General features: G+C 64.9%; 22 protein-coding genes and 1 pseudogene. 5 read left to right on the top strand and 18 right to left on the bottom strand.

The window, feature by feature from the left end; translation table 11 throughout:
- Window positions 1-61: 61 nt before the first annotated feature.
- The 9 genes from KMS84_RS18165 to KMS84_RS18125 form a co-directional block, all read right to left on the bottom strand.
- The gene (locus KMS84_RS18165; protein ID WP_256917290.1) at window positions 62-1,444 is read right to left on the bottom strand and encodes a tyrosine-type recombinase/integrase; all 1,383 of its coding nucleotides are present in this window, start codon (window positions 1,442-1,444) and stop codon (window positions 62-64) included.
- Window positions 1,441-1,611: a helix-turn-helix transcriptional regulator gene (locus KMS84_RS18160; protein WP_041669189.1), complete on the bottom strand. Its 171-nt coding sequence runs from the start codon at window positions 1,609-1,611 to the stop codon at window positions 1,441-1,443. The genes KMS84_RS18165 and KMS84_RS18160 overlap by 4 nt, the downstream gene beginning before the upstream one ends.
- Window positions 1,611-2,975 (bottom strand): replication initiator, encoded by a 1,365-nt coding sequence (locus tag KMS84_RS18155; RefSeq protein WP_256917289.1) that lies wholly within the window; start codon window positions 2,973-2,975, stop codon window positions 1,611-1,613. Before KMS84_RS18155 ends, KMS84_RS18160 begins: the two co-directional genes overlap by 1 nt.
- Before the next feature lie 101 nt (window positions 2,976-3,076).
- Complete coding sequence (locus KMS84_RS18150) at window positions 3,077-3,391, bottom strand: SpdD protein (RefSeq protein ID WP_256917288.1); 315 nt, start codon at window positions 3,389-3,391, stop codon at window positions 3,077-3,079.
- 17 nt (window positions 3,392-3,408) lie between these two features.
- Window positions 3,409-3,564, bottom strand: coding sequence for a hypothetical protein (locus tag KMS84_RS18145; protein WP_167467581.1), 156 nt, complete (start codon window positions 3,562-3,564; stop codon window positions 3,409-3,411).
- A gap of 15 nt (window positions 3,565-3,579) precedes the next feature.
- A complete protein-coding gene (locus tag KMS84_RS18140) occupies window positions 3,580-3,759 on the bottom strand; it encodes a mobile element transfer protein (RefSeq protein WP_030795965.1) in 180 nt (59 codons plus the stop codon).
- Between the two features lie 15 nt (window positions 3,760-3,774).
- Window positions 3,775-4,467 (bottom strand): DUF2637 domain-containing protein, encoded by a 693-nt coding sequence (locus KMS84_RS18135; protein ID WP_256917287.1) that lies wholly within the window; start codon window positions 4,465-4,467, stop codon window positions 3,775-3,777.
- 87 nt (window positions 4,468-4,554) lie between these two features.
- Entirely contained in the window at window positions 4,555-5,919 is a 1,365-nt protein-coding gene (locus KMS84_RS18130) for an FtsK/SpoIIIE domain-containing protein (protein ID WP_256917286.1), read from the bottom strand.
- A 5-nt stretch (window positions 5,920-5,924) separates the two neighbouring features.
- On the bottom strand, window positions 5,925-6,272 hold the full coding sequence (locus KMS84_RS18125) for an SCO3933 family regulatory protein (protein ID WP_256917285.1): 348 nt from the start codon (window positions 6,270-6,272) through the stop codon (window positions 5,925-5,927).
- A 288-nt stretch (window positions 6,273-6,560) separates the two neighbouring features.
- Here KMS84_RS18125 and KMS84_RS18120 point away from each other — a divergent pair, with 288 nt between their 5' ends.
- The gene (locus KMS84_RS18120; RefSeq protein ID WP_256917284.1) at window positions 6,561-7,337 is read left to right on the top strand and encodes a hypothetical protein; all 777 of its coding nucleotides are present in this window, start codon (window positions 6,561-6,563) and stop codon (window positions 7,335-7,337) included.
- Between the two features lie 29 nt (window positions 7,338-7,366).
- Here KMS84_RS18120 and KMS84_RS18115 read toward each other — a convergent pair whose 3' ends face one another.
- From KMS84_RS18115 to KMS84_RS18100, 4 genes are all read right to left on the bottom strand, one after another.
- A complete protein-coding gene (locus tag KMS84_RS18115; protein WP_256917283.1) occupies window positions 7,367-8,221 on the bottom strand; it encodes an integrase in 855 nt (284 codons plus the stop codon).
- Complete coding sequence (locus KMS84_RS18110) at window positions 8,218-9,069, bottom strand: sigma factor-like helix-turn-helix DNA-binding protein (protein WP_256917282.1); 852 nt, start codon at window positions 9,067-9,069, stop codon at window positions 8,218-8,220. The genes KMS84_RS18115 and KMS84_RS18110 overlap by 4 nt, the downstream gene beginning before the upstream one ends.
- Window positions 9,070-9,244: 175 nt before the next feature.
- Entirely contained in the window at window positions 9,245-9,646 is a 402-nt protein-coding gene (locus tag KMS84_RS18105; protein ID WP_109002627.1) for an ATP-binding protein, read from the bottom strand.
- 99 nt (window positions 9,647-9,745) lie between these two features.
- Window positions 9,746-10,594: a helix-turn-helix domain-containing protein gene (locus KMS84_RS18100; RefSeq protein WP_256917281.1), complete on the bottom strand. Its 849-nt coding sequence runs from the start codon at window positions 10,592-10,594 to the stop codon at window positions 9,746-9,748.
- A 292-nt stretch (window positions 10,595-10,886) separates the two neighbouring features.
- On the opposite strand from KMS84_RS18100, the gene KMS84_RS18095 reads away from it, so the two are divergent.
- A complete protein-coding gene (locus KMS84_RS18095; protein WP_256917280.1) occupies window positions 10,887-12,266 on the top strand; it encodes a hypothetical protein in 1,380 nt (459 codons plus the stop codon).
- Window positions 12,267-12,952: 686 nt separating this feature from the next.
- Here the strand turns inward: KMS84_RS18095 and KMS84_RS43465 are convergent.
- From KMS84_RS43465 to KMS84_RS18075, 4 genes are all read right to left on the bottom strand, one after another.
- On the bottom strand, window positions 12,953-13,978 hold the full coding sequence (locus tag KMS84_RS43465; RefSeq protein WP_438818952.1) for a YaaC family protein: 1,026 nt from the start codon (window positions 13,976-13,978) through the stop codon (window positions 12,953-12,955).
- 366 nt (window positions 13,979-14,344) lie between these two features.
- Window positions 14,345-15,085, bottom strand: a complete 741-nt coding sequence (locus KMS84_RS18085; protein WP_256917278.1) for a DUF6928 family protein — start codon at window positions 15,083-15,085, stop codon at window positions 14,345-14,347.
- Window positions 15,086-15,628: 543 nt separating this feature from the next.
- Window positions 15,629-15,958 carry a hypothetical protein gene (locus tag KMS84_RS18080; RefSeq protein ID WP_256917277.1) on the bottom strand — a complete coding sequence of 110 codons (330 nt, stop codon included), beginning with the start codon at window positions 15,956-15,958 and terminating at the stop codon, window positions 15,629-15,631.
- A 212-nt stretch (window positions 15,959-16,170) separates the two neighbouring features.
- Window positions 16,171-16,524, bottom strand: a complete 354-nt coding sequence (locus tag KMS84_RS18075) for a hypothetical protein (protein WP_256917276.1) — start codon at window positions 16,522-16,524, stop codon at window positions 16,171-16,173.
- Between the two features lie 891 nt (window positions 16,525-17,415).
- Here KMS84_RS18075 and rplD point away from each other — a divergent pair.
- From rplD to KMS84_RS18060, 3 genes and pseudogenes are all read left to right on the top strand, one after another.
- Window positions 17,416-18,069 (top strand): annotated as a pseudogene (gene rplD, locus KMS84_RS18070) (50S ribosomal protein L4); the annotation flags it as partial.
- Between the two features lie 371 nt (window positions 18,070-18,440).
- Window positions 18,441-19,742, top strand: coding sequence for a hypothetical protein (locus KMS84_RS18065; RefSeq protein ID WP_256917275.1), 1,302 nt, complete (start codon window positions 18,441-18,443; stop codon window positions 19,740-19,742).
- The gene (locus tag KMS84_RS18060; RefSeq protein WP_256917274.1) at window positions 19,742-20,779 is read left to right on the top strand and encodes a hypothetical protein; all 1,038 of its coding nucleotides are present in this window, start codon (window positions 19,742-19,744) and stop codon (window positions 20,777-20,779) included. The genes KMS84_RS18065 and KMS84_RS18060 overlap by 1 nt, the downstream gene beginning before the upstream one ends.
- A gap of 846 nt (window positions 20,780-21,625) precedes the next feature.
- Here KMS84_RS18060 and KMS84_RS18055 read toward each other — a convergent pair.
- A partial coding sequence (locus tag KMS84_RS18055) for a DUF3761 domain-containing protein (protein ID WP_256917273.1) occupies window positions 21,626-22,083 on the bottom strand: 458 nt, incomplete at its 5' end.

The raw sequence follows: 22,083 nt of genomic DNA, 5'->3' as shown, positions 1-22,083 counted from the left end.
CGGGACGCAGAGAAGCCCAACCTACTCACGTGAGTAGGTTGGGCTCAGGCGCTCCCCCGCTTCATTCTTCGTGGGCATCATCCAGCAACTCGGCAATCCGACGGTTGGCAACGTCCTGCCGACCGTCGAGGCACTTCGCGTAGCGGCTCAGGAGCACTTCGACGCTGTTGCCCGCGCGCTCCGCAACCTCGGTGGGGTCGACGCCAGCGTTGAGCCAGGAGGAGAGCGCGGCGTGCCGCAGGTCGTACGGCCGGGCGGCGAGCGGCGAGGCCACCTGCTCCGGGGTGAGCGCCAGGTGCCGCGCCTCATCCCAGACGCGCCAGTACGTGGTGGAGGCGACCACTCCCCCGCGTTCATTGGCGAACAGCCGGCCGTCCTCCGCTGTGCCGAACTCCTGAATGTGAGCGAGGAGCATGCGGACGAGGCGGGGCGGAATTGGAACGATGCGGGTCTCGTTGGCGGGTCGATTCTTGAGCCCGCGGTTGTCGTGTACCTCGCCCGTTCCTGTCCAGCGCTTCCCGACGGTCGGGCGGCTCTTCTCCAGGATCAACGACCCCCACCCCTTGTCCGGCAGCGTGCAGTCCACCCGGCGCAGAGCCACGGCTTCCGCCGGCCGCAGCCCGCCGAAGTACATGCAGGCGAAGAGTGCGACGAGTCGGCGCCCACGGGCCCGGCGGTACCCACCGACGTACGAGACCGCGCCCAGGAGCTCAGCCGCCTGCCGGGGGTTCACCACGACCCGGCGGTCTACTTCCTTGGTGACCTTCGGCAGCTTCCACTTCACGAGCGTGACCGGGTTCTCGGGGAGCTCCCCCAGCTCGACCGCGTAGGCCAGGGCGTTGAAGAGGACAGCCCGCTTGCGCCGCACCGTCTCGGCGGCGGCCGGAGTACCAGCAAGGGTGAGCTTGAGCGAGTCGAGGACGCTGCGGATGTCTGCCGGGTTCTTGAGCATCGTCAGCGGCAGCGAGGCCTTGGCGACCCATCGGAGGGCGTTGGCGATATTGACCGGCGGGGCCTCCTCGTCCGGGGCCTGGACGACGAAGGCCCAGCCGCGCAGGGCACGCCGCAACACATCATCCGCAGGTCGGCCAGCGCGGTCACCCAGGAGGTGAGTTGTCACGAGCGTCATCGTCTCGTTCAGGCTGTCGCGGGAGTTCGGTGCGGCATGCGGCCATTTCATGGCGACGTACGCGCGCGCGAAGTCGTACCAGGTGAGGGACTCTTTGATCGGTGCCATAGAGTCCGGCAGACCCGTTTCCGTGTCGAATGCCTCGCCCTTTTGCGCAGCCCGAAGCAGCTTCGCGCGGAAGTTGTCAGCGAGCGCTTTGGTCCGGAAGGTCTCGGAGAACGGCGGGGCGTCGCCGACCTTCCACCGCACGTCGTACGACGGTGTCTTGTACGGCCGCTTGCGAATGCTCCACACCTTCACGTCAAGGGACTTCACGCCGCCTCCCCGAGCCCGTGAAGCCAAGAGGTGAAGTCACTGCGCCAGAAGCGGAGTTCACCGTTCGGGAGCTTGATCGCTTCCGGAGCCTGTCCCAGCTCGCGCCAGCGATAGAAGGTGCGCCGGGAGACTCCGCCCAGCTCGGCGAGGATCTGCGGGACGGTCATCAGTTCGTCTCGTCGGCGGTCCACGACGAGTCTCCTTCCGTGTCCGGGGTGTCGGGTCGCCGTGAGGCGGCGAGCCAGGATTCGGCGGTGGTCAGGCCGGTACCGGCGAAGCGCCAGTGGGAGAGGACGAGGACGGTGTCCTGGTCCGGGAGTGGGTGGCCGGCCAGGGCCGCGCGTTCGCGGGTGAGTGCTTCGTTGTGGTCGGCGCGTTCCTGGCGGAGGGCGCCGAGGGTGACGGAGTACGCGCGGGACTTGGTGGAGAAGTGGCCGCGGAAGCCGAGCATGTGGGCCCACTTGCGCAGCCGGAGTTCTTCGAGTTCTGACAGTCCTCCGAGGTGCCAGCAGGTGAGGATCATCCGGCGGGCATGGTCGGTGACGTCGGTGCCGATCAGGTCGGTGATGGGGTTGCGGATGGTGCGGTCGAGGGTTCCCGCGGTCTCGGCGCCCTTGGTGGCGTACTTGGCGATGTAGGCGGCTACGGCCCGGCTGCTGAGGTCGGTTGGGCCGGTGAAGTCCGCCGAGCGGATCGGCCGGATGTCGAGCTGCTCGCCGAAGCGGAACGTGTGGGCGCGGCCGTCGAGGACCGGACCCGGCGTCTCGGCGAGACGTGCAGCGGAGCGGATCGCATCGCTGAGGAGCTCTGTCGTCGCCCAGACGGGCGGGTCGCCCTCGGCACCGTCCGGACCATCGAGACGGATCACGGCGTGAAAGTGGACGGCTCCGCGTCGCTGGTACTCGGCGACCTTGGCGTACGACACCTTGAGGCAATGGCGAAGCTCAGAGCGGCCGATGCCCGCGCGGGAGGCGAGCTGTTGACGTAGGTAGGTGGCGAAGCGGGCCCAGAGGGCACCGGCGTGCGCGTTCCAGAGGACGGCGTCGCGGTAGTCGTAGCGCTCCGGGTTCAGCGGAGTGCCGAGGGCGGGGTCGTCGTCCGGGTGGAGGCGTCCGCAGCGGCAGCGACCGCCGCCGGGCCGGTTGTGGACGGGTCCGAAGGACGGAGCGGTGAAGGTGGCGAAGACGCGGGGGTGTCGGGCGACGTCCGGGCCGATGCCCTTGCCACCGCTGAGGCCGGCCGTGACGAGGTGGAACGTGTCCTTGCGGTAGACCTCAGCGCAGGCCGCGCATCGGGTCGCACGGCGGTTGTTGCAGCGGATGAGGAGCTGTCCGGCGGGAAGGTCGCGGTCGAAGACTTCCCGGACGATTTCACCGGTCGCCGCGTGGACGTCGAGGCGGTGGCCCTCCATCCGTACGGGCCGCTCACAGCCGCCGAGCCGCTGAACCTGATGTGCGTAGGTACTGAGGTCGCCGTACTGGGCGAGGGCTGCCAGTTGGCGGACGGCTCCGGCGGGAGCCTCGGGACGCATGTGCGGGTTCCTCCTTGGAGGGGCGGAAGTTCGGGATGGACGTCCCGGCTTGTCCAGGGGGCTAGACAGTGTGGGCGAGCCGGGACGCTGCACAGATGGGGTCAGCGCCGGTCGCTCTTGAGGATCGAGCGGATGACGACCGCGCAGACGGCCACGGAAGCCGCTGTGATCGCGACGGCGAGCAGCATCGAGACGAGGACCGCGCCGACGACCAGGACCAGGGCTCCCCCGCCGGCGGCGAGGGTGAGCACGCTGCCCGGGGTGAGTTGGACCGTCGGCCGGTTGGAGACGGGGGCCGCCTGTACCGGGGCGGGCCCATAGCCGGTGGGCTGGTAGGCCGATGGGGCGTAGGTCGCCGTGGTCGTGCTGGTGGCGATCGGTGCGGTGTCCGGGCGGGGGTACTTGGGCGTGAACACGGGCGGTCCCTTCGTGGTCAGTCGAGGAGCGTGGCGACGGCGGGGGCGAGGACGCTGTTGGCGACGAGGTAGCCGCCGAGGAGGAGCAGGGCGACCAGCCACCACGGCGGGCGGGCGAGCTGGATGCCGAGGACGGCGACGACGAGCACGGCGAACCAGAGCGGGACGGTCATGGCAGCGGTCTCCTGTCAGGCCTTGCAGCGGTGGGTACGGGCGGCGAGTTCGGCGGCTGCGCGGCTGTCGTACTCGGTGGAGAAGTCGCAGCGCGGTGCGGTGCAGGCAGCGAGGTGGCGATTGCGACCGCGAGCGATGTACGAGGCGACCTGTACAGGGCCGATGCGGCGGACATTGCGGAAGCGCGGGTTCACGGTGTTCGTCCCTTCTCAGAGGTGAGCGGCAACAGCGGTCGTCATGGACGGAGGCAAGCCGAGGCGGGCGCGGACGGCGTCGGGGTCGGCAACGAGGCCGGTCGCGGCGCGGTGTTGCTTGGCCAGGGCCTGGGCGCGGTCGATGAGGGCGGGCGGCAGGGAGACAGCAGGAGCGATGGGCGTCGGTGTGGGAGCCGGGGCGGCGATCGGCTCGACAGCGGGTTCCGGAGCCGGTTTCGACTCGATGGACGGTGCCGGGAGCGCATCACGTTGGGGTTCCTCTACAGCGGCTGAAGCCGGAAGCGTCTCCGCGTCTGTGGGCCGCGCCGGGGTGCGGGGCGTGTGCGCGAGGAGGGTGCCGCCGAAGAACGCGACGGCGGGCCAGCCGGCCACCACGACGCGGAGCGACGCGGGGACGTCGTCCAGGTCGAGGAGCCCGGCAGTGGCGACGTTGGCCCCGAGGGATGCGGCCAGGGCGATCAGGAACCACAGCCGCGCTCCCCCGGCGGCTTGTCCGGCGCGCTGCTGTTCGCGCATCCGGCGCCAGGCGGCGACAAGCAGCAGGTCGACGGAGACGGGGTAGGCCCATGCCTTCCAGCCGCCCTGTCCCGCCGCGTCGGCAAGGTCGTGGAGGTGCGAGAAGGACAGGGCACCCGCGATGACGGCTTGGACGATCACGGCGTCCACACGGGCCAACTGGGCGCGCATCGGCTCGGGTTCCTTCCTGTTCGAGGCATGGGAGGGGTAGGGAGTTGGCGCGAGGCAGTCCCGCCAGCCGTGGGGAAGGTGGTGCGGCTACTCGGTCACCGGGCGGGCGGCGGGCACGCCGGCCGGGGTGAGCACCTTCGAGGACTCCACGGCCACGACGGGCCGGAAGGAGTCGAGGCGGGGCAGTTCCGGCACCAGGGCGGCCGTGCCGCGGCAGATGGCCGCCGCCTCATCGAGGGACAGGTGCGGCGAGCGGGCACGGGACCAGCCGCCGGAGGAGTCGCCGACAATCGCGACGCCGGGCCGTTCGGCCGGGATGGAGGTGGCGGCGAGGGCTGCTTCCGGGGAGATGTCCGCGAGCGCCATGTTCGCCGAGGACTCGTCATTGACGCGGTGGCAGATGCGGCCGGTGAGCTGGGCGCGGAGCATGGTCGCTCCCTTGCCGAGTTCGGAGCCGAAGCGCTGCCCACACACTTCGAGATAGATGCCGGCCGCACGGCCGAGCTGCGCGATGCGGATCAGCTTGGTGACCATGGCGTCGCGTCGCTTCTCATCGTCGCGGCTCGCGGCGAGGAAGAGTTCCGCGACCTCGTCGACGACGACCACGACCGGCACCGGCCGCACCGCTTCCGGCAACCCCCACACGTCCGACGTGAGGACGGCGTTCGGGCCCGCAGCAGACGAGAGACCGATGAGACGGAACCGCGCCTCCATCTCTTCCAGCAGGACGTCGAGAAGTTCGTTCGCCCGGTCGGGAGTGTCGGCGAGGGCTGACAAGCGGGGCGCGAACGGAGCCAGTTCGACGCCCCATTTGCAGTCGATCCCGACGAGCACGACCTGTTGTCGGGCCAGGCCGCACACCAGGTTCCGCAGGTAGACAGACTTGCCGGACTGCGTCGCGCCGAGGATGAGTTCATGCGGCACGGCACGGAAGTCCCTTACGTGCCACCGCCCGTCATCCCGGAGCGCCAGCGGAAGGGTGAGTGGCCCGCGCTGCTTCCACCGTCGTGCGGGCTGCACGTCGGAGAGAACGTCCCAGCCGATCAATCGCAGTTCGAGCCAGCCCGGCTTGGTCGGACGAATGTGCACGGCATGCGCGGCCCAGGCGTGGCGCAGCCGGTCGGCCGAGGCCATGAAGTCCTCGGGTGCCTGCCCGGTCGCCATGCGCAGCCGCATCACAAGCCCGGACCCGGTCGGCCACGGCAGCGACCGCCGAGGCGCGACGGGGGCCGCCTCCCGTCCGATCATCCGGGCCGTGGCCCGACGGACGGCCGAGGCCGGGACCGTGAGGCCGCACGCGTCCATCGTGGCCCGGTAGGTGGTGAGCACGCGCAGCGCGACGAACGGGTAGCCGACCAGCCACCAGAACGCGACCGGTGCGCGGCAGCGCAGGACCAGTAGGGCGGCGAGTGCCAGCAGGCACATTGTCAGCGTCCAGACGGTGCCGGTCATGGCGTTCAGCCCTGCACCGGAGCCGGGGCGTTGACCATGACCGCGTCCGCCCGGTAGGCGATGCCGTGACGCATCCGCCCGCCGAACTCGCTCTCCCACGGCCGGGCGATGAGGCCGGGCAGGATGACCGGAGCTCCCATCACCAGGCCTTCACCGATGCCCTTCTCGGGAACGGTGACCTTGATCATGTCCGAACCGCCCGCCGCGATGAACACCAGCTCCAGAACCATGAGCCGGTCGTTGGTCACCGGGTCGAGGGCGATCTCACCGGTCTGACGGTCCTTCACCTTGACTTCGGGCAGCTTGGTGACGAGGAGCGTCGCGGCCGAGACGTCTACGGGGATGACACGCATTTCTTGAACCTCACTTGGTTGGCGGGGCGTTCAGTCCGCACCACTTGGGCTGGATACCCCCCTAGACGGTAAAGGGGTGGCCCACCCGGACTGTCTAGGGGGGTTGACGACTACGTTAGACCGATGGGCCGTCAACTGTCTAGGGGGGGTAAACGAAGCAGCCTCGGCGCGCGAACGGCGTAGGCCCGGTCGCCGGACCCACGCCCCGGGCCTAACGTCGTGGGGCAAGGAGTACGACGCGACCTGCCGGTGGTTTCACGCCCTTCCGAACAGAAGCGGGGAGGCCGGGTGAATACGAGAGCCGCAACCGTCGGTTTCGTGCCCACCTGGCGCGCGCTCGCGGCTCTCCTGGGTTTGGGTGCATTCGGCTTAGGTGCACTTGCAGTGTTTATGACTCAGAACGGGACCGGCTCTGCGGCCCTCATCATGTTCGGGGGCGTCCTGCTCATCCTCGCCATGCTCGGCAGCCGGATCGAGAGCCTCGAGTTCGGAGGGGCGAAGCTGAGGATGCGGGCCGCTGCCGCAGACAGGTTCGCATTGGCGGAGGAGTCCGAGCGACGAGGAGACATCGCTACCGCCACCAAGTTGCGTGCCGAGGCAAGCGCCTTGATGGACGCTGCGAGTCCTATCGCCGCCGACTACAGCTCAATACGGAGTTCGATGCGCCCCGGCGCCTCGCGCACACAGGCCTTGGAAGGGGTGGTTGCCCGTGCACGCCGCTTGGCGCAGCAGCAGTCCTTCGAGCCGGCCGAGGTCCTGCACTGGCTGCAGGACGGTACAGAGGAACAGCGCATCACCGCGTTGGCGATGATGCAGGCCAGCCCTGAGCTGCGAGACTTCGAGGCCACCCTTACTGTCATCGCCCAGTCGCGCACCCCGTTCGAGCAGTACCACGCCATGCTGCTCGCGGCGCAGATGATCGACGCACTCGACGCAGATCAGGCCAGGCGGCTAGCTCAAACAGTGGAGGCGCAAAGGGGCGTTCGCTTCCGAATGGACTCGGATCGCCAGCAGCTTGGGATGGAGATTCTTCGAAAGGTGCGCGAACGTTCACAGGGGCACTGACTATGGGCTCTCCTCTCGAGACCATGCCGTCAACGTCGCGAGGTGTCGCCTGCTGACAAGGCGGGACGCAGCCCCCAGTGCAGGACGGTGGCATCGTCCTGCGCCTTGCCGCGCGGCCAGCGCCGACCGTCAGGGTCGCCGGCCTCTGCTTCCCTCACGCGGCGGATCAGTTCATCCGGCCCGGAGGAGCTGAGGACTGACAACGCCCCTTCCCAAGTGGCGATGTCAAAGGAGTCGACAAGGCGCGTAGCACCGTCGCTCAGCAGCGTCACGGACGCCAGCGACCTCAGCGGTACCACCCCGGTCAGGGCATGTTCGGCCGCTTGCGGGTCGGGCCCGGCGATCCAGAAGCCGCCCGGCCGGTTGCGGAGCCCCGTAAGGGCGTCCCGGTACCAGGCCAGGGCAGCAGCATGTTCGGGTGAGCCCGTGAGCAGGTCGTCGACTGGACCGCGGAGCCGTTTGCCGACCTCGTCCAGGCGCTGGTCGGTGATGGCAGTCGTCTTCCCGTCCTCGTCCGCGAGGAGGAGCGTCGAATCACCGAGCACGAGGTATTCCAGGGCTCCCGCGCCGGCCCGGACCGCGACGACGGTACTGGTCGGACTGGCCCGATAGGTCAGATCGCAGCTGTCCTCATGCAGGGACCGAACGACACGGATCGAGTCGGCCAGGCAGTCGGCAAGCGGCCGGGCCGGGTGCGCCGTGATGGTGCTCAGCAGCAACGCACCCAGCGTCGAGGAGAACCAGGCGATGCCGTGCGTGCATCCGGTTTCGGCCCCGGCGACGCCGGCCCCGTCCATGAGAACGGCCGCCGCGGGTGAGGCGGCGGCGAAGTCCTCGTTTTGCTGACCCGGTTCGGCAGGCAGTGAGGCGAGGGCGACGTTCACGCCGTCGTCTCCTCGTCGTGCCGGTAGAGCGGGGTGAGCAGTTCGACGGATTGCGGTTCGTCCGTCTCGGGGTCGTACTCGACGCTCACCAGCGTGGAGAAGTGGTGCTCGCCCACCTGGCCCCAGAGTGTGTTCAGGTCGGAGGCGAGCAGCTGGACGACGCCGAGGGAGCCTGCTGTGTGGATACCGGCGATCGCGAGTACGGAGCCGTTGCCGTCGGGGCGGGGCAGCCGGCCGAGGTATCCGACGTCATGCGGGCGGTGCGGTTCGGTGTCCGCTCCCGCTTGGTAGGCCGTTCCGGTACGTCGGTCCAGCAGCGCCCACGGCTCGTCTTCGGGGTGTTCCCAGCTGAGTACGGGATCCTGCGCGTAGAGGTCGCTCATGGTCTGGGACATGCCCGGTCCGCAGACGACGACTAGGCCGTCGCGGTTGAGGTCGACTTCACCGCTCACCAGGACGTGGCCGGAGCTGACGTCGAGCCCGTACGACTTGGCCAGCTCTTCCAGTCGCCTGCCGGAGTTCACGTCCGCCATGGCGACGACCGGGCGCTTCTTCTCGTCGTCCCATCGCAGCGGAGTCACGACCGTGACGGCGCCCGCGCCGAGGAACGCACCCTCGGGGGCCGGGCCCGTGTGACGGATCTGGTGAATTCGCCCGCGGCTTAGGCCGGCCTTCTCGGCGATCTGCGCGTACGACAACCCCTGCGAGTGGAGGTCCTGAACGACACGACGGCGGAGCCGGGCGAGTTCGGTCACCTCCTGCTGCGCGTCGGCCAACCGTGTCGTGACCTCACGCAGGAGCAGGTACGGATCATCGATCGCCATGATCCGCTGCAACTCGTCCGACATGACCACACCTCCTAGAAGTAACCAGGAGTCTAGGGCCCTAGACGGAATGGGCGGGAGTCGCCTGCCCGAATGAACCCCGATCACGTAGAAGCCGGCCCGACGCCCAGGCACTCCCCGGGGGCTCACCCCCCACTGCCCGCGAGGCCGCCACCGATCACCGCGGGAAAGCCACCCATCACGAGCCGGTCCGCACCAGCTCGGCCCAGACGCAGCGGGCACCCGAAGGCCGGTCCTTCACACCCCAGTTCTTGGCGCAGGCCGCAATCAGCATCAGCCCGCGGCCGTCCTCTTCCACGTGCCTGGTGACGCTGCGAACCATAGGTTCCTCGTCGCCACCCTGGTCGACGACCTCGATACGAACCAGGTCATCCGCGAAGTGGACGAGCACGAGGAACCATCCTCGGTACCAGCCGCTCCGTGTGTGCTTGACGGCGTTGGCCGCCAGCTCGCCTACGACCAGGACGGCGTCGTCGACCAGCTCTGCGGTCTCGTCCTCCAGCAACGCGGCGACGAAGTGACGGGCCTGGGCAACCTGCCAGGTCAGGCCGGGGAACATCCGGCACCAGCTTTTGGGCATGAGAAATACACTCCTCCTCGTCTAGGGGGCTAGACGACTCAGCGAGCAGAGTATTCCCAAGCGTGACCTATGGGCCAGGCATCTTGAGGAATTATTCCTCTAACGAGTGGTGGAGTCCTCCACCTCTTGAAACTCCCGCATCACACGAACCAGGAGCTCGCGCGCCTCGCGGCCGAAGATCGCCGCCTCTTCGAAGCGCCGGAAGGTCTCCTCGTATGCGGCAACCTCGTCGGAGTCCTCGACGACTCGCTCACCGCGGAAGGCTTCGACCACGACCGCCCGCCGGTCGCACATCGTGAACCCGTGCCGGGGCATGACCGGCACCGCACGACGCCACGGGATCACCCCCAGGCGCACGGTGCTCAGGCTCTCGACAGCCAGCAGCCGGTCAAACTGGGCGAGCATGAGCGAAGGATTCCCCGGCCAGGTACGCAACACCGCTTCGGTCAACACGAACACCGACTCCCGGCCCGGCTCGTACAAGAGGCTCTGCCGCTCGACACGAGCAGCGACAGCGCGACCGACGGCTTCCGGCGTCGAGTTCGGCGCACTCGCGAAGACATGCCTGGCGTACTCGGCGCTTTGAAGCATGGCCGGCAGAACGACGCACTGAAACGACCGGACCAGCCGAGCAGACCGCACCGCGTCATCGAGGACGGCCCCGACAGGAGCCACCTCGTTGGCCTCGACTGCATCAGGCGCAGCTTCCACGGCTACCAAGAGCTCCCGCACTTCGCGAGAAGTCGACTCGTCGAGATCGAGAGCGAGTAACAGGCGCCCCAGCACGTCGAGGCTGGGGACCATGCGTCCGTTCTCCACCTTGGACACGGTCGGTTGCCCCACACCGGCACGCTGCGCAAGAACAGCGCCCGTCAGGCCGGCCTCTGTGCGAAGCCCCCGAAGACGTGCCCCGAGCGCCTTCATCAGCTCCCGTCGCTCACTCCCCATACCGAGGGTTCTACACCACGGGACAGCGAGAGCCGGACCTGCTAGCGGTGGCGGTCACGATCGAGCGCCAGGACCATGATTCAAAGTTTCTCTACTGGTTCAAGGCGGCTTGCTCCGCTCCCCGCGCGCGGCCCGGCCCCCGGCCGGGCCTGCGCTCCTGCCTTCGTCCCGCTCCAGCCCGGCCGGCGCCCGGGCCGCGCTCACGGCGATCAGCCGCCTATGCCAAAGAAGGGGCACGTCGTAGTTGGGATTCCGGATACCCTTCTACTCCAGCCAACGTGGGGGGGAAACCATGGCCGCTCAGGAACACGAAGAAGACTGGGACGACGCAGAACCTTTGGAAGAGGGCTCAGAAGAGGACTCGCCGTCGGCAACGGCTGAAACAGCTTCAGAGCACCGGATGATCCGAGCGCTGGCCGAGCATAAAATCGACCTACGAAGCACCAAAGTCGATTCTTTTCAGTTCACCGCACATCCCAAATGGAATCTTCCGGGAAGTCGTGAAGTCCATCTTCCCAGAAGTTACCACGCGACACTTCTGACTCAGCTTGAAAAGAAGGTTGTACACACGAGTAGATGGGCTGGTATCGCAATCCCATCTGACGGATTCCTGGAAGTTCTCTTGGGCCTCAATCAATCACAGATGCCCGTTTCCCATCTCGCAAGGAGGCTGTCTATGCTAGTCGCCGACAGCCCCGAAAGCGAATGCGCCCGACGTCACGACCCAGATAACTCCTCTTCAATAAATTTCGCTAGATTCCGCGACGACTCCCGCACATACAAGATTCACCTGACCGGCGAGGCCGCCTGCATAGAACTCTCCGGACCCTCTCCGGCGTGTCACATCCTAACTAATCATGGCTTCAGTCAACTGCCCAGATACACTACCTCGCTGCGCATCTTCTATGACAGATCCATGAAACCTGAGGAGATTGAGGAGTCGGCAGAGCCGATCATCGCCTCATTTTTGTATGAACTCGACGTCCGCAATCACCTGAACATGCGGCCACCTAAGTGGCCCAGCCAAACAGATCGACGGCGGCCTGCGCACGTTGAGCAACCGGAGCGTATCGTCCGATTCCCCGAAGTCGCGATCGAGCCCGAAATCTCTGTACTGTTCCGCTTCGCCGGAAGTGCAAATGGAAACCCGCCACTCGCTTTTCTGTCGTACTATCAGGTCCTGGAAAGCTTTTTCCCAGTAGCAGGGAAAAAGAGCGCCCTCAAAAAAATTGAACGCGAACTCACTAATCCGCTATTCAATCGGCACAATGATAAGCATCTCATGCGACTGCTCAATGTCGGCGAGAGTGCCGCGGCCGCGTCAGAGTCGGCACACCTCAAGATGCTTCTCGATGAATTCGTAAGGCGGGACATCCTTATTGACTTCTTTAGAGACAATCAATGGGGCAAGCACTTCACCAAGCAGGGGCCAATCAGGGGCATCGAGGAAAACATCAATCTGGAGAATAAGCAAACCCCTCTGGCTCATCAGGTCGCGGAACGTGTGTATAGAATCAGGAATCGAATCGTGCACGCAAAGGATGACCCGAGATATCAGGACACCCCGGCCCTACTCCCTCAAAGCGATGAAGCCGAATCGCTTTGGCCTGACATTGATCTCGTGAGACTTCTGGTCTGTGAGGTAATTCTCAGCGATCAGGTGCGTGTCTGATCTCGCGCTTTTCCGGTTGGCAACCACAATGCTTGGCTTAGGTTGTGTGGCTCTTGCCCAGATGGGGTGGATCAGTTTTTCTGGCAGCGCCGCGCCGAAATTGCTTCCGGATAAAAAAGCCACTCGTCCCAGGCTTTCGTCACGACGCCTTTGTGTTCGCGGCTTGTTCTTGTCGGCGTAGCCAATCAGCGTGGTTGAGGCCGGTAGGGGTACAGCGAGACACACGCGCGCCTGATCAGTCAGCGCACCCGCCATCGTGGCTGACTGTCGTCGGCTGAGGCTGAGGACCCAAGACCGAGCTATCGCCCCGGGCTCTCTGTGGCAAACGGGCCGTGCCATTCACGTGCCAGATCCTGCGGGGAACCATGGGGAACAGCGGGGACTGGCTACGGGTGGGGCAGGGCCCCAACACCGCCCCGCCGCAGGTCAGCGCAGCAACCACCGCCGAAGGACCCAAGCTTCCCAAGCTGAGGGCTCCGGCATCGTCATGACGGGTCGGTCGCCGTGCCCTGCTCTGATCGACGGCATCGGCAGCGTGGCTGAGGCCGGTGGGGGTCCATCGAGGCACACGCGTGCCTCGTAGGTCGTCGCACTCGCCGTCGTGGCGAGCTGTCGTCGGCTGAGATTCAGACAGGGCTGCAACGGTGCCGGCCGTCAGCGGGTGCCGACAGAGTTGGGCCGCCCCGCTACCGACCAGCAACGTCCTTGATTGCTATCAACGCCATATGAGGCACCACCACGATCGCTTGATCAAGCAGGTGCTCCACAGCATTCGCCGCGGAGGAACCGTCGATATCAATGATCTCTGCCCAAGAAGCTGGCTCATACCGCGCCAGGATCGACAAGCCAAAGAGAACCGCCCACCAGGCCAAGAGCGGGTGAACAGGACGAGACATGCTGCCGAGCGCCGGGAAGGCATAGGCGTCACTTGGACCGCGGTACAGTGTCGACCGCTTGAGGGCCTCAAGACGCCCGGCATCTGCATCTGCTGGAATCGTCAGAGCTGACGGCAGGAACACCTCCAACTCCTCCGCTGAACCGTTGCCCCGGTTATGCCACAGAACGCTGTTAGGCGCGTCTGGAGTGTGAGACCACCCCTTGAGCGAGGGATAACAAGAAAGGAAGGCATCTACGGCCTTCGGATCTGCCTCTGACCTCGCCCGCACTTCCCGAGGGACCGGATACAGGGAAAGCCGACACCACATTTCATCACTGCGGTGAATAAGACCGCCAGGGCTGAAGTGCATGGCTGGCAGTCCAGATGCCCCCTGGAGGGGTACGGTTTGCGCTTCAGGTACGAGAGGCCAAAGCTCACCGAGCGTCAACGGATTCTGTGCCTCCAGCGGCTCAGCTCCTATGGCCCGCGCCACTGCCGGAAAAGATCCCTTGGCGGTCGGTACGACTTCCACCGAAGCCAATCCCAGACTTGCATCTAGGTTGCGGGTCCCGATTCCGTGCCCCTTGAGCCGCCACCCGTCTTGGCCCAGCAAGCCTGACGCTGCGGCAATCGCCCTCCCAAACTGCGACAGTGCGTAGAAAATCTGGACAGGGCGCGTCGCCGGACCAGCAGTTTCCGCTGCCTCAGTGAACTGTTGGGCCTGCTCCAATGCTGCGACGAACACGGCACGCCGCTCTGCCGTTGCCCGAACGGGTCCAGCCACTCCAGTACGTAGCCCCCGCAATTCACGCCAGACCTCTCGCTTGCTTGGCATCGCAAGGTCTCGCCAGGTGGCCATGGGCCTCCTCAATCGTTCTGGCCCACCCGGGCCCCTCAACAGATGTCAGCCCACCTGGCCCGGCTCGAACGGGCTGGCCCCCTCCACAACGGGCCGGTGTTGCGGGTCTTCAGCACGTCGGCCGACGCAGGCAGACTTGAGCGTAGGGCAGTCCTCAGGCCACACGCACTGGTGTTTCCCACTCACGAGGAGCGGCACCGGGTGAGTATCTAACTGCGTGACAACGCCGACGAACGGCGGCGCACAAGTGCGAACGTCTGCGGACCATCAGCGCACGTGAGAGGCCTACTAGCCCAAGGCAGCTCCCCTACCCAAGTTTGCTCGGGACGAAGAGGTCGTGAGCTACACGCCGTCGTTCTCGACCAGCAAGCCGTCGGGCCCGAAGGTGTAGAAGCGCGGCGGTCCTATGGCCTCCCCAGCGCCTTGTGACGCGGCTTCCTTCTTCACGGGACCAGAGCCATGTGGATCCCGTACCCGGAAACCGTGGAGTCGGATGTGGTCTGCGTTGACGTCACCGTCCTCGGGGCGGCCCTCCTGGACGAAGCCGCAGAGGGCTCGCAGCGCGTCTTCTCCCAGTTCCAAGGGGTGGAAGGGTAGCGGATAGGGCTCTTCGTCTTCGTCTTCGTCTGGCCACGGGATGACGTCGGCTGAGCGGTCTCCGGCCCAGTAGGGCAGTTCGAACGGGAACGGTTCGCCGATGTTCTCCATGACGCCGTCATCCGGGGACAGGCTGAGGGAGCGGACGAGTCGGCCGTCTTCCCACACGGCGAAGGCAAGCCAGTCGACGACGCTGTGCATGTTGTGCAGGACGAGCCGTCGGCCCGCACTTGCCGCCACGAGGTGTTCCGGGAGTTGGGTGGGAAGGTCGATCATCATCCCCCGATCACCGACGACCTCCACACCCGGCCAGGAGGCCGCATACACCGTTCCTTCCGGGGGGTACACGCCGTCCGACAGAACTGAGCCCTCGCACTCCTCGACCCCCCTGCCCGGGTATAGCCGCCGCATCATGGTGGCAGTCCGATCACGGTCGGCCGCCCCCACTCGTCGCAACAACTCGGGTATGTCGCCGTCGGCGTACACCAGCAGTCCCGTTTTAGCTCCCAAAGCCCCTCCCAAAGCAATGCCCTTGATGGCAGACGCACCTTAGCCACCCGCACTGACAACGGAGGCGCACCACAAGCGCACCAGATCCAGCAGGGAGCAGCGGGGAATCACGGTGAAGCAGCTGGGGCCGACAGGGCAACGGTCAAGCTGTTCACCCAGGTCAGCGCCCGGACCAGGCACGAATGACCGCAGCTTCCCAAGCTGATAGCTCGCGTCCGTCGTCACGGGGCCGGCCGTCGAAGGTTGCTCTGGTCGACGGCGCAAGCCAATAGCGTGGCTAAGGCCGGTGGGGGTGCAGCGAGGCATACGCGTGCGCGGTCGGTCGACGCACCCGCCGTCGTGGCTGGCTGTCGTCGGCTGAGGTTCGTGCCACTGCCGTGCCAGATGCAGGGGCCAACCACGGTCAACGAGGGTGCCTGGCGGTCGAGTTGCCGGGCATCTCGCCAGTCATCGAAGCCCCAGGGCACCGGCACGACGCCCCAGCCTCTCTCCTAAAGCGGTACTCACTCTCTACACCGCTCAGGACGAGGGCGGGAAGCCGGCGGACTGGTCGAGACGGAACGGGGAGCCATGTGCCGTCGGTGTCCAACCCTCACGCAGTGCAAGGCGAACGGCCGCGGCAACTCCGGACGGCAGCACTGGCACAGGCTCGCGGCCGATCCAGTTGCTCGAATGCGGCTGGTCGGTGGTGACCACGAGCGTCATCCCTGGGGTGTCCGCATACTCGACCGCGAACGTGCACGGCGACCAGGCCAAGCCCTGGAAGTACGTCGGCCGGCCCCGCAGCCGCCAGCGGTAGGCCGTGCCGTCGACAACGATCCCTCGTGATCCCTTGCGGACCAGCGCCATAAATCCCCCCTCAACAGCGACGATGCTAGCGAGCCCGGCCACTCCGTCCGTCTCAGTTTCCGTCTCATTCAGCACCGTTCGCGGCCGTTCACACGGGACCGAAGGCGGTAACCGCTTCCACGGCCGACTAACCATGAACGCAGGTGAACGGGCCCGTCCAATGCACCTGGAGCCACCACCACAGTTGGAAAGCGTGTTGGCCGTGCGCAGGTTCAGCAGGCCGATTCTGGTTGGGATTGCCGTACGCCAGTGCACGCCACCAGCGTGCTGACGTCCGCGTCGAGAAACAGCATGAAGATCCACGATCCGTCGGCAGTCCTGATCTGCCCCAGTCGAACCGGTCGGCCGTATAGGTCGAGGCGTTGCACGGCCCGGGCCAAGCCGGAGGTCTCGATGCCCCTCCGAAGGGTGTGACGGAGTCGGCGCCCGTAGACCGTCGCGAGTGATTTGGGTGAAGTCGTTCCGTCCCAGACGACGTATGAAGCGTCGGCGCGGAGTGCAGCGAGAGCGGCCGCCGACGTGTCGTCGCCACCACCCAGAAGCCGTTCGAGCTGCTGCCGTTCCACGGCCTCTCCCTGAGGCATAGACGAACCTCGTATCGAACCGCTCAGCAGATGTCACCACCTGGCCCGGCTCGAACGGACTGGTCCCCTCCACAACGGGCCGGTGCTGCGGGTCTACAGCGCGCCGACCGACGCAGCCAGACTCATAGTAGGACGGCCGTCAGCACCCTTGCACCGGTGTTTCCCACACGGCAGATCGAGTAAGGCTGAGTGTCTAACTGCGTGACAACGCCCACGAGCAACGGCGGACGAGCGCGAACGTCTGCGGACCGTCAGCGCAGGTGAGGAGCGCACCAGCCCAAGGCAGCAGCCTCGCCCAAGTTGCTTCGGGACGAAGAGGTCGTGGGTTCAAATCCCGCCACCCGGACAGCTGAAACATCAGGTCCATAGCCGGATCCGCTTGGCGGATCGGGCCCCTGAGTGGTTGCCAGGGGGCGTCGGGAGAAATCCGGGAGAAGATCTAGCGGCGAGTGGGCACGTCGCGGGTCAGACGTCGAGACCTGAGACGGCGAGCACAGGCACGGGTTCTGTCTTTGCAGTGTCTTCATGTGCTGGCCGGAAACACTTGGCGTGAAGCGCCACGTGTCGAGCCCGTTCCGTCGCCAATGCTTGGCCTGGCCGAGGGACCCATACTCGGATGAATCTGAGTAATTCCCGCAGTCGCGTTATAGCCATACTGCCAGCTTGCGATCATCAGGCCCTCGGAGTCCGATGGAAGGAGCAGCCCGCGAGTCCGCCGCCTGCCGCCCCAGCAACGGCACAAATGGCAAGCCCCGACTTGAACCTGATCACAACGCACGCGCACCACCGTGGAAGTCTCGTTGGGCTCGCCCTAAGCACGCGATCGCAGGGCCACGGCCTGCGCTCAAGACCCGACGACCGACGGGCGGAACGTTGAGCACAATCGACCTCCTGTCGCCTGCCGGCGAGAAGACCGGAAGCGTCGAGCTCCCCGCGGAGATCTTCGGCGTGGAGAAGGTCAGCATCCCGCTGATCCACCAGGTCGTCGTCGCGCAGAACGCCGCTGCCCGTCAGGGCACGCACAAGACCAAGCGTCGCGGTGAAGTCCGTGGTGGCGGCAAAAAGCCGTACCGCCAGAAGGGCACCGGCCGCGCCCGTCAGGGCTCGACCCGCGCGCCGCAGTTCGCCGGCGGTGGCGTCGTCCACGGCCCGCAGCCGCGTGACTACTCGCAGCGGACCCCGAAGAAGATGAAGGCTGCCGCCCTGCGCCATGCCCTCACCGACCGGGCCCGCCACAACCGCATCCACGTTGTCACCGGCGTGATCGAGGGCGAGACTCCTTCCACCAAGGCCGCTCGCACGCTGTTCGGCAAGATCTCGGAGCGCAAGAACCTGCTCCTGGTCGTCGACCGCGCCGACGAGGCCGCGTGGCTGTCCGCCCGCAACCTGCCCCAGGTGCACATCCTGGAGCCGGGCCAGCTGAACACGTACGACGTGATCGTCTCGGACGACGTGGTCTTCACCCAGAAGGCCCTCGAATCATTCGTATCTGGCCCAGCCGCGCCTGAGGAATCCGACGCATCGGCTCCTCCGAGAGTGGCAAATAGCTGGCTCATCGATGCCCCCGCCAGCCTAGGGAAAGGTCAAACTTTCCGCATAGGATTCCAGATTCGACCACCACATAGGGACGGCCTTCGCAGGGTTAGTCAAATTATGCCCGAGTGGCCGGGCCGGGACCATCTTGAGCTGTACGCCCTGCTCTTCGCCGAGAATGCAGAAGTGCAGCCGGTCGGACATCTACTATGTTTGCCCCGCTTTGGCGGAACTCGCCCTGTGGAGTTCTCAATCACTCCACACGAGCAAGGCAATCTCATTTTGCGTTTCCAAATCCATCTCTACCGCGAGGGCACCCTCCTTCAGGAGTTGGAAGCTAGTATCGATATCGGAGCGACAGAGTCATGAGTGTAAGACATTTGCCGCTGAGGAAGACCCACGACAACGACGGCAGCGGCTTCACGAGGATCCCCGAGCCGACCGACCGAGGAGGCGCACCGTCAGGCTCGCTGATCTTTACATGGAACGATAGGGAAAAAAACTATAGCGTAACGGCATTCGGGGAGATTTTCGCTTCGCGCCACTCCATAAACGGAACACTGGAGAAGACAGAGAGCCAGATGGCGGGATATATCAACACGTTGCGCGAAGCTTGGCTTAAATTCATAGAATTTGAAAACCCGAGTGGCAATCCCAAAAGGCCTAGCTACACCTTCAGCGATAAATGCGACCTGAGTTCGGATGCCGACCGCGAACACATGAGATCGATGGGAAAAAGGCTTTGCTACCGCGGTTATAGACTGTTCGATCAGGTCTTTAGTCGCGACGGTGATCGTTTGCAAGAAATCCGTGAACGACTTGAGGCGGCACACCGCAAGGGCCCGTGCATCCTTACCTTCCAGTCTGACGACCTATTCGTCCCATGGTCGATGCTCTACGTACCTCTCGATCCTGAGACGAATATGGAGGGCGAGGAATTTGCCTGGTCCATGCACGAGTTCCTTGGGTATCGCCATTGGATAGAGCATCAATTTCGCGCGAACACTGGCAAAACAGAAATTAGAGTAAATGGCGGACTGCACGTCGGACTGAACGCCGATACCAGGATCGACGATCACCGGCAAACTGGACAGAAACTGGTCGCCTCGCTCAAAAGACAGCTAACTGAGGCCACTCCGCACATCACTTTTCGCTACAAGCGACCAAAGTTGGCAACAGACTTGAGTCAGCCGGATTTCAGTGACCAGCTCATGTGTTTTTGTTGTCACGCAAAGGTTAGTGGCACGCCATCAGGACCCCATCTAGGCGAGCCGTCTATAGAGCTGAGCGACATTGATGATCCAATTTACACTGGCGACTTTGAGGCATGGTTGGCTAATCGCAAGCTCCCGAATACCATCGTCTTCATTGACGCCTGTCAAGCAGGTCAGTTGAATTCGACATTCTACCGGTCGTTCAGCGTAGTACTGCTGGAAAAAGGAGCGAACTGCCTCATTGGACCCCAGGTAGACCTGCCAATTCCTTTCGCTTGCGAGTACACCAAGCGGTTCTTTGATGAATTCCTAATTCCAGGTACACGCATCGGCGACCTCGTGCGGGAACTGACCCAGTATTTCGCAGAAGACCACCACAATCCACTTGGGCTCATATTCTCACTCTACCGCGGCTTGGATACGCGCTTGGTGTCGGGCGACGGGAACAGTTAATGACTGATCACTTGCCATCTGGTGAAGGTTTTAACCGCTTCACGGTCTTGGATCTCGACCGGACTGGGAACTTCGTCTTTCCGGATTCCATCACCCCCGTACCCCAAGATGAGGTGAGCGATTTCCTCAGAGGTCAACTCATCGTTCCAAAGAATGTGACTGATATTTTCGTCTGGGTGCACGGCTGGCAGCACGTCCGGGAAAGCGCCTACAAAACGGCCGCTCGCCTATTCGCCGCGATCGAATCTCTCTACACCGAACAATCCAAGATGTATCCGCATTTAGAAGGTTTCAAGGCTATGTATGTAGCCATACGCTGGCCATCAAAGAGCGCTCACTCGCCACGAGGTTACTTCCGCATACGGAACCGAGCCCATGGAATGACTACGCACGGCTATGCCGAGTTTGCCCTGTCACACCTTTTGGGGTACCTGGATGAGGAGCGCGAACGGCCGAAAAGAGGACCGGAAACCCTCATGGCGGCAAGCGGCCAGTATTTGCACTGCATCGGCCACTCATTCGGCGGCCGGTTTCTTGCGGAGGCCATCGCAGCCGCACCGGCTCCACAACCTCCTACGCTTCGATTGCTTCACAGGAATGAGCGCTTCGAATACACAATAGACAATCTTGTCGTTTTCCAGATGGCCGCACGTCGCACTGTATTCGCCGATCAATTCAAGGATCTACTAGACACCGGACCGCTGCAGGGCCCTGTGTGTCTTACATTCTCACGAGCTGATCGGGCAAATTGCTCTTGGCACCGGTTCACGGAATCTGGCGCTTGCGCTGTCGGCTGCCGTGGAGCGACGAAGCCCTCTGCCCGCGTCAGAACCACGTTGCTCCGCTCCTCAAACGATACCTACAAGGAGTACGAGCTGTCCTATCCCATCGTGAACATCGATGCAAGTTGGCTATACCGAAAGGGAAAGTTTACGCGACCGGAAGGCGCACACTCCGATTTCTGGTACCGAGAATCAATTCATCTTATTCTTACGCTCGTGGACTACGCTCGACCCTTGAACGAAACAGATGGGTGATTTAAATGACAACAGGGTGGCCGGCCGTCTGGCAGCGGGCAAAGGAGCCTTCAGCCTCCCCTAACCGCTGCCCCCGTCGGTCTTGAGCGCTCTTGACCTCATCGGTCCATGCTGCTCGGCTGTGCCCATAACCACCGACCCCAGCGAGTACGACAAGGCGATCCCTATCGTGGCTGCCTACATGGCGAAGATCGAGCGGGCAGTCGACCCGACCCTCGCCTCTCACGCCGGACGACCGTACGCGTCAGTCCATCAGGCACTTAGGACGCTCAACAAGTCGTTCCGCAGGTCGTCGAGGAGTTGGCGCGACAGATCTCTGATACCCCGGCACCCCGGCTACCCCCCGGCCTGACGGACACAACTAACAGCAACGACAGCAGGCAAGAGGAACCTCGGACTACCTGTGACGACCGCACCATCTGAGCGTCTGAGGGGGCCCTGGCAAATTGATGCCCAGCCGGTCGTGGACTATCCGTGGACTCGTCACGCCCAATCTGCCACGTCCAGCGCCATGACCTGCTGCGTTGCCTAGGACCAAAGCGGCCTCCGGAGCCGTGTGTGTAGCTTGGGTCCTCTCTGGGTGTTCTGCGTCACCTGCCCCCGGCGTGAATGCCGGAGAGGGCCGGGACTTGGGGTGGGTCTGTCGGTCGGCCGGTGTGGTCGCGTCGGGGGGCGGGAGTGTGGGTGGCGCGGAAGGGGATACCTGCCCGAGAAGCTGTCCTCGCATCGACCACCTGGGCCACAGAGCCGTTGCCCCGCCCTCGTTGGGTCTGTGTCCAAAATCCAACGAGTAGTTGGGGCGAGGTGGTTGGGGGTTCAGCTCGTTTCTGCAGGGCCGAGGTCTGATCAGCGGTAGAAGATCGATACTCCGCCGTGGTGGGAGCAGGCTCCCTGGTGGTGGGCGGCGTAGGAGTAGGTGCCGTCGTTGCAGAGGGCCGTGGCGCCGCCGCCGTTGGAGTCGTCCGACGAGGTGGAGCCGCCGCTGGATGACGATCCGCTTCCGGAGCCTGAGCTGCCGCCTGTTCCCGTCGCGGCGTGTGCGGTGACGGTCACCTTGACCTTGACCGTTTCCGTCACGGTCGGGGCCGGCTTCGGCTTGGCGGTCGCCGTCGCCGTGGCCGTGGCCGTCGCGGTCACCGTGGCGGTGGCCGTGACCGTCGGCTGGACCCTGTCGTGGGCCGCCGTCTTCGTGGCGTTCGGGTTCTCGCTTTCCGTGCCCGCGCTTCCTATGCCGATGAGGAAGGCGACTCCCAGAGCGGGCAGCACGAAGCGCTTGCGGGCCCATCTGGGGGCGGGGCGGGTGG

The organism is Streptomyces hilarionis, assembly GCF_024539675.1.
Taxonomy (GTDB): domain Bacteria; phylum Actinomycetota; class Actinomycetes; order Streptomycetales; family Streptomycetaceae; genus Streptomyces; species Streptomyces hilarionis.
This window is presented reverse-complemented; position numbering and strand designations above follow the sequence as displayed.

Excerpts from the sequence above, each read along its gene's own strand:
- KMS84_RS18095 (WP_256917280.1), top strand. The coding sequence starts at position 10,887 with ATGGCCGCTCAGGAACACGAAGAAGACTGGGACGACGCAGAACCTTTG.
- KMS84_RS18130 (WP_256917286.1), bottom strand. The coding sequence starts at position 5,919 with ATGACCGGCACCGTCTGGACGCTGACAATGTGCCTGCTGGCACTCGCC.
- KMS84_RS18110 (WP_256917282.1), bottom strand. The coding sequence starts at position 9,069 with ATGTCGGACGAGTTGCAGCGGATCATGGCGATCGATGATCCGTACCTG.
- KMS84_RS18100 (WP_256917281.1), bottom strand. The coding sequence starts at position 10,594 with ATGGGGAGTGAGCGACGGGAGCTGATGAAGGCGCTCGGGGCACGTCTT.
- KMS84_RS18080 (WP_256917277.1), bottom strand. The coding sequence starts at position 15,958 with ATGGCGCTGGTCCGCAAGGGATCACGAGGGATCGTTGTCGACGGCACG.
- KMS84_RS43465 (WP_438818952.1), bottom strand. The coding sequence starts at position 13,978 with ATGCCAAGCAAGCGAGAGGTCTGGCGTGAATTGCGGGGGCTACGTACT.
- KMS84_RS18135 (WP_256917287.1), bottom strand. The coding sequence starts at position 4,467 with ATGCGCGCCCAGTTGGCCCGTGTGGACGCCGTGATCGTCCAAGCCGTC.
- KMS84_RS18160 (WP_041669189.1), bottom strand. The coding sequence starts at position 1,611 with ATGACCGTCCCGCAGATCCTCGCCGAGCTGGGCGGAGTCTCCCGGCGC.
- KMS84_RS18145 (WP_167467581.1), bottom strand. The coding sequence starts at position 3,564 with ATGACCGTCCCGCTCTGGTTCGCCGTGCTCGTCGTCGCCGTCCTCGGC.
- KMS84_RS18125 (WP_256917285.1), bottom strand. The coding sequence starts at position 6,272 with ATGCGTGTCATCCCCGTAGACGTCTCGGCCGCGACGCTCCTCGTCACC.
- KMS84_RS18060 (WP_256917274.1), top strand. The coding sequence starts at position 19,742 with ATGACTGATCACTTGCCATCTGGTGAAGGTTTTAACCGCTTCACGGTC.
- KMS84_RS18105 (WP_109002627.1), bottom strand. The coding sequence starts at position 9,646 with ATGCCCAAAAGCTGGTGCCGGATGTTCCCCGGCCTGACCTGGCAGGTT.
- KMS84_RS18155 (WP_256917289.1), bottom strand. The coding sequence starts at position 2,975 with ATGCGTCCCGAGGCTCCCGCCGGAGCCGTCCGCCAACTGGCAGCCCTC.
- KMS84_RS18065 (WP_256917275.1), top strand. The coding sequence starts at position 18,441 with ATGAGTGTAAGACATTTGCCGCTGAGGAAGACCCACGACAACGACGGC.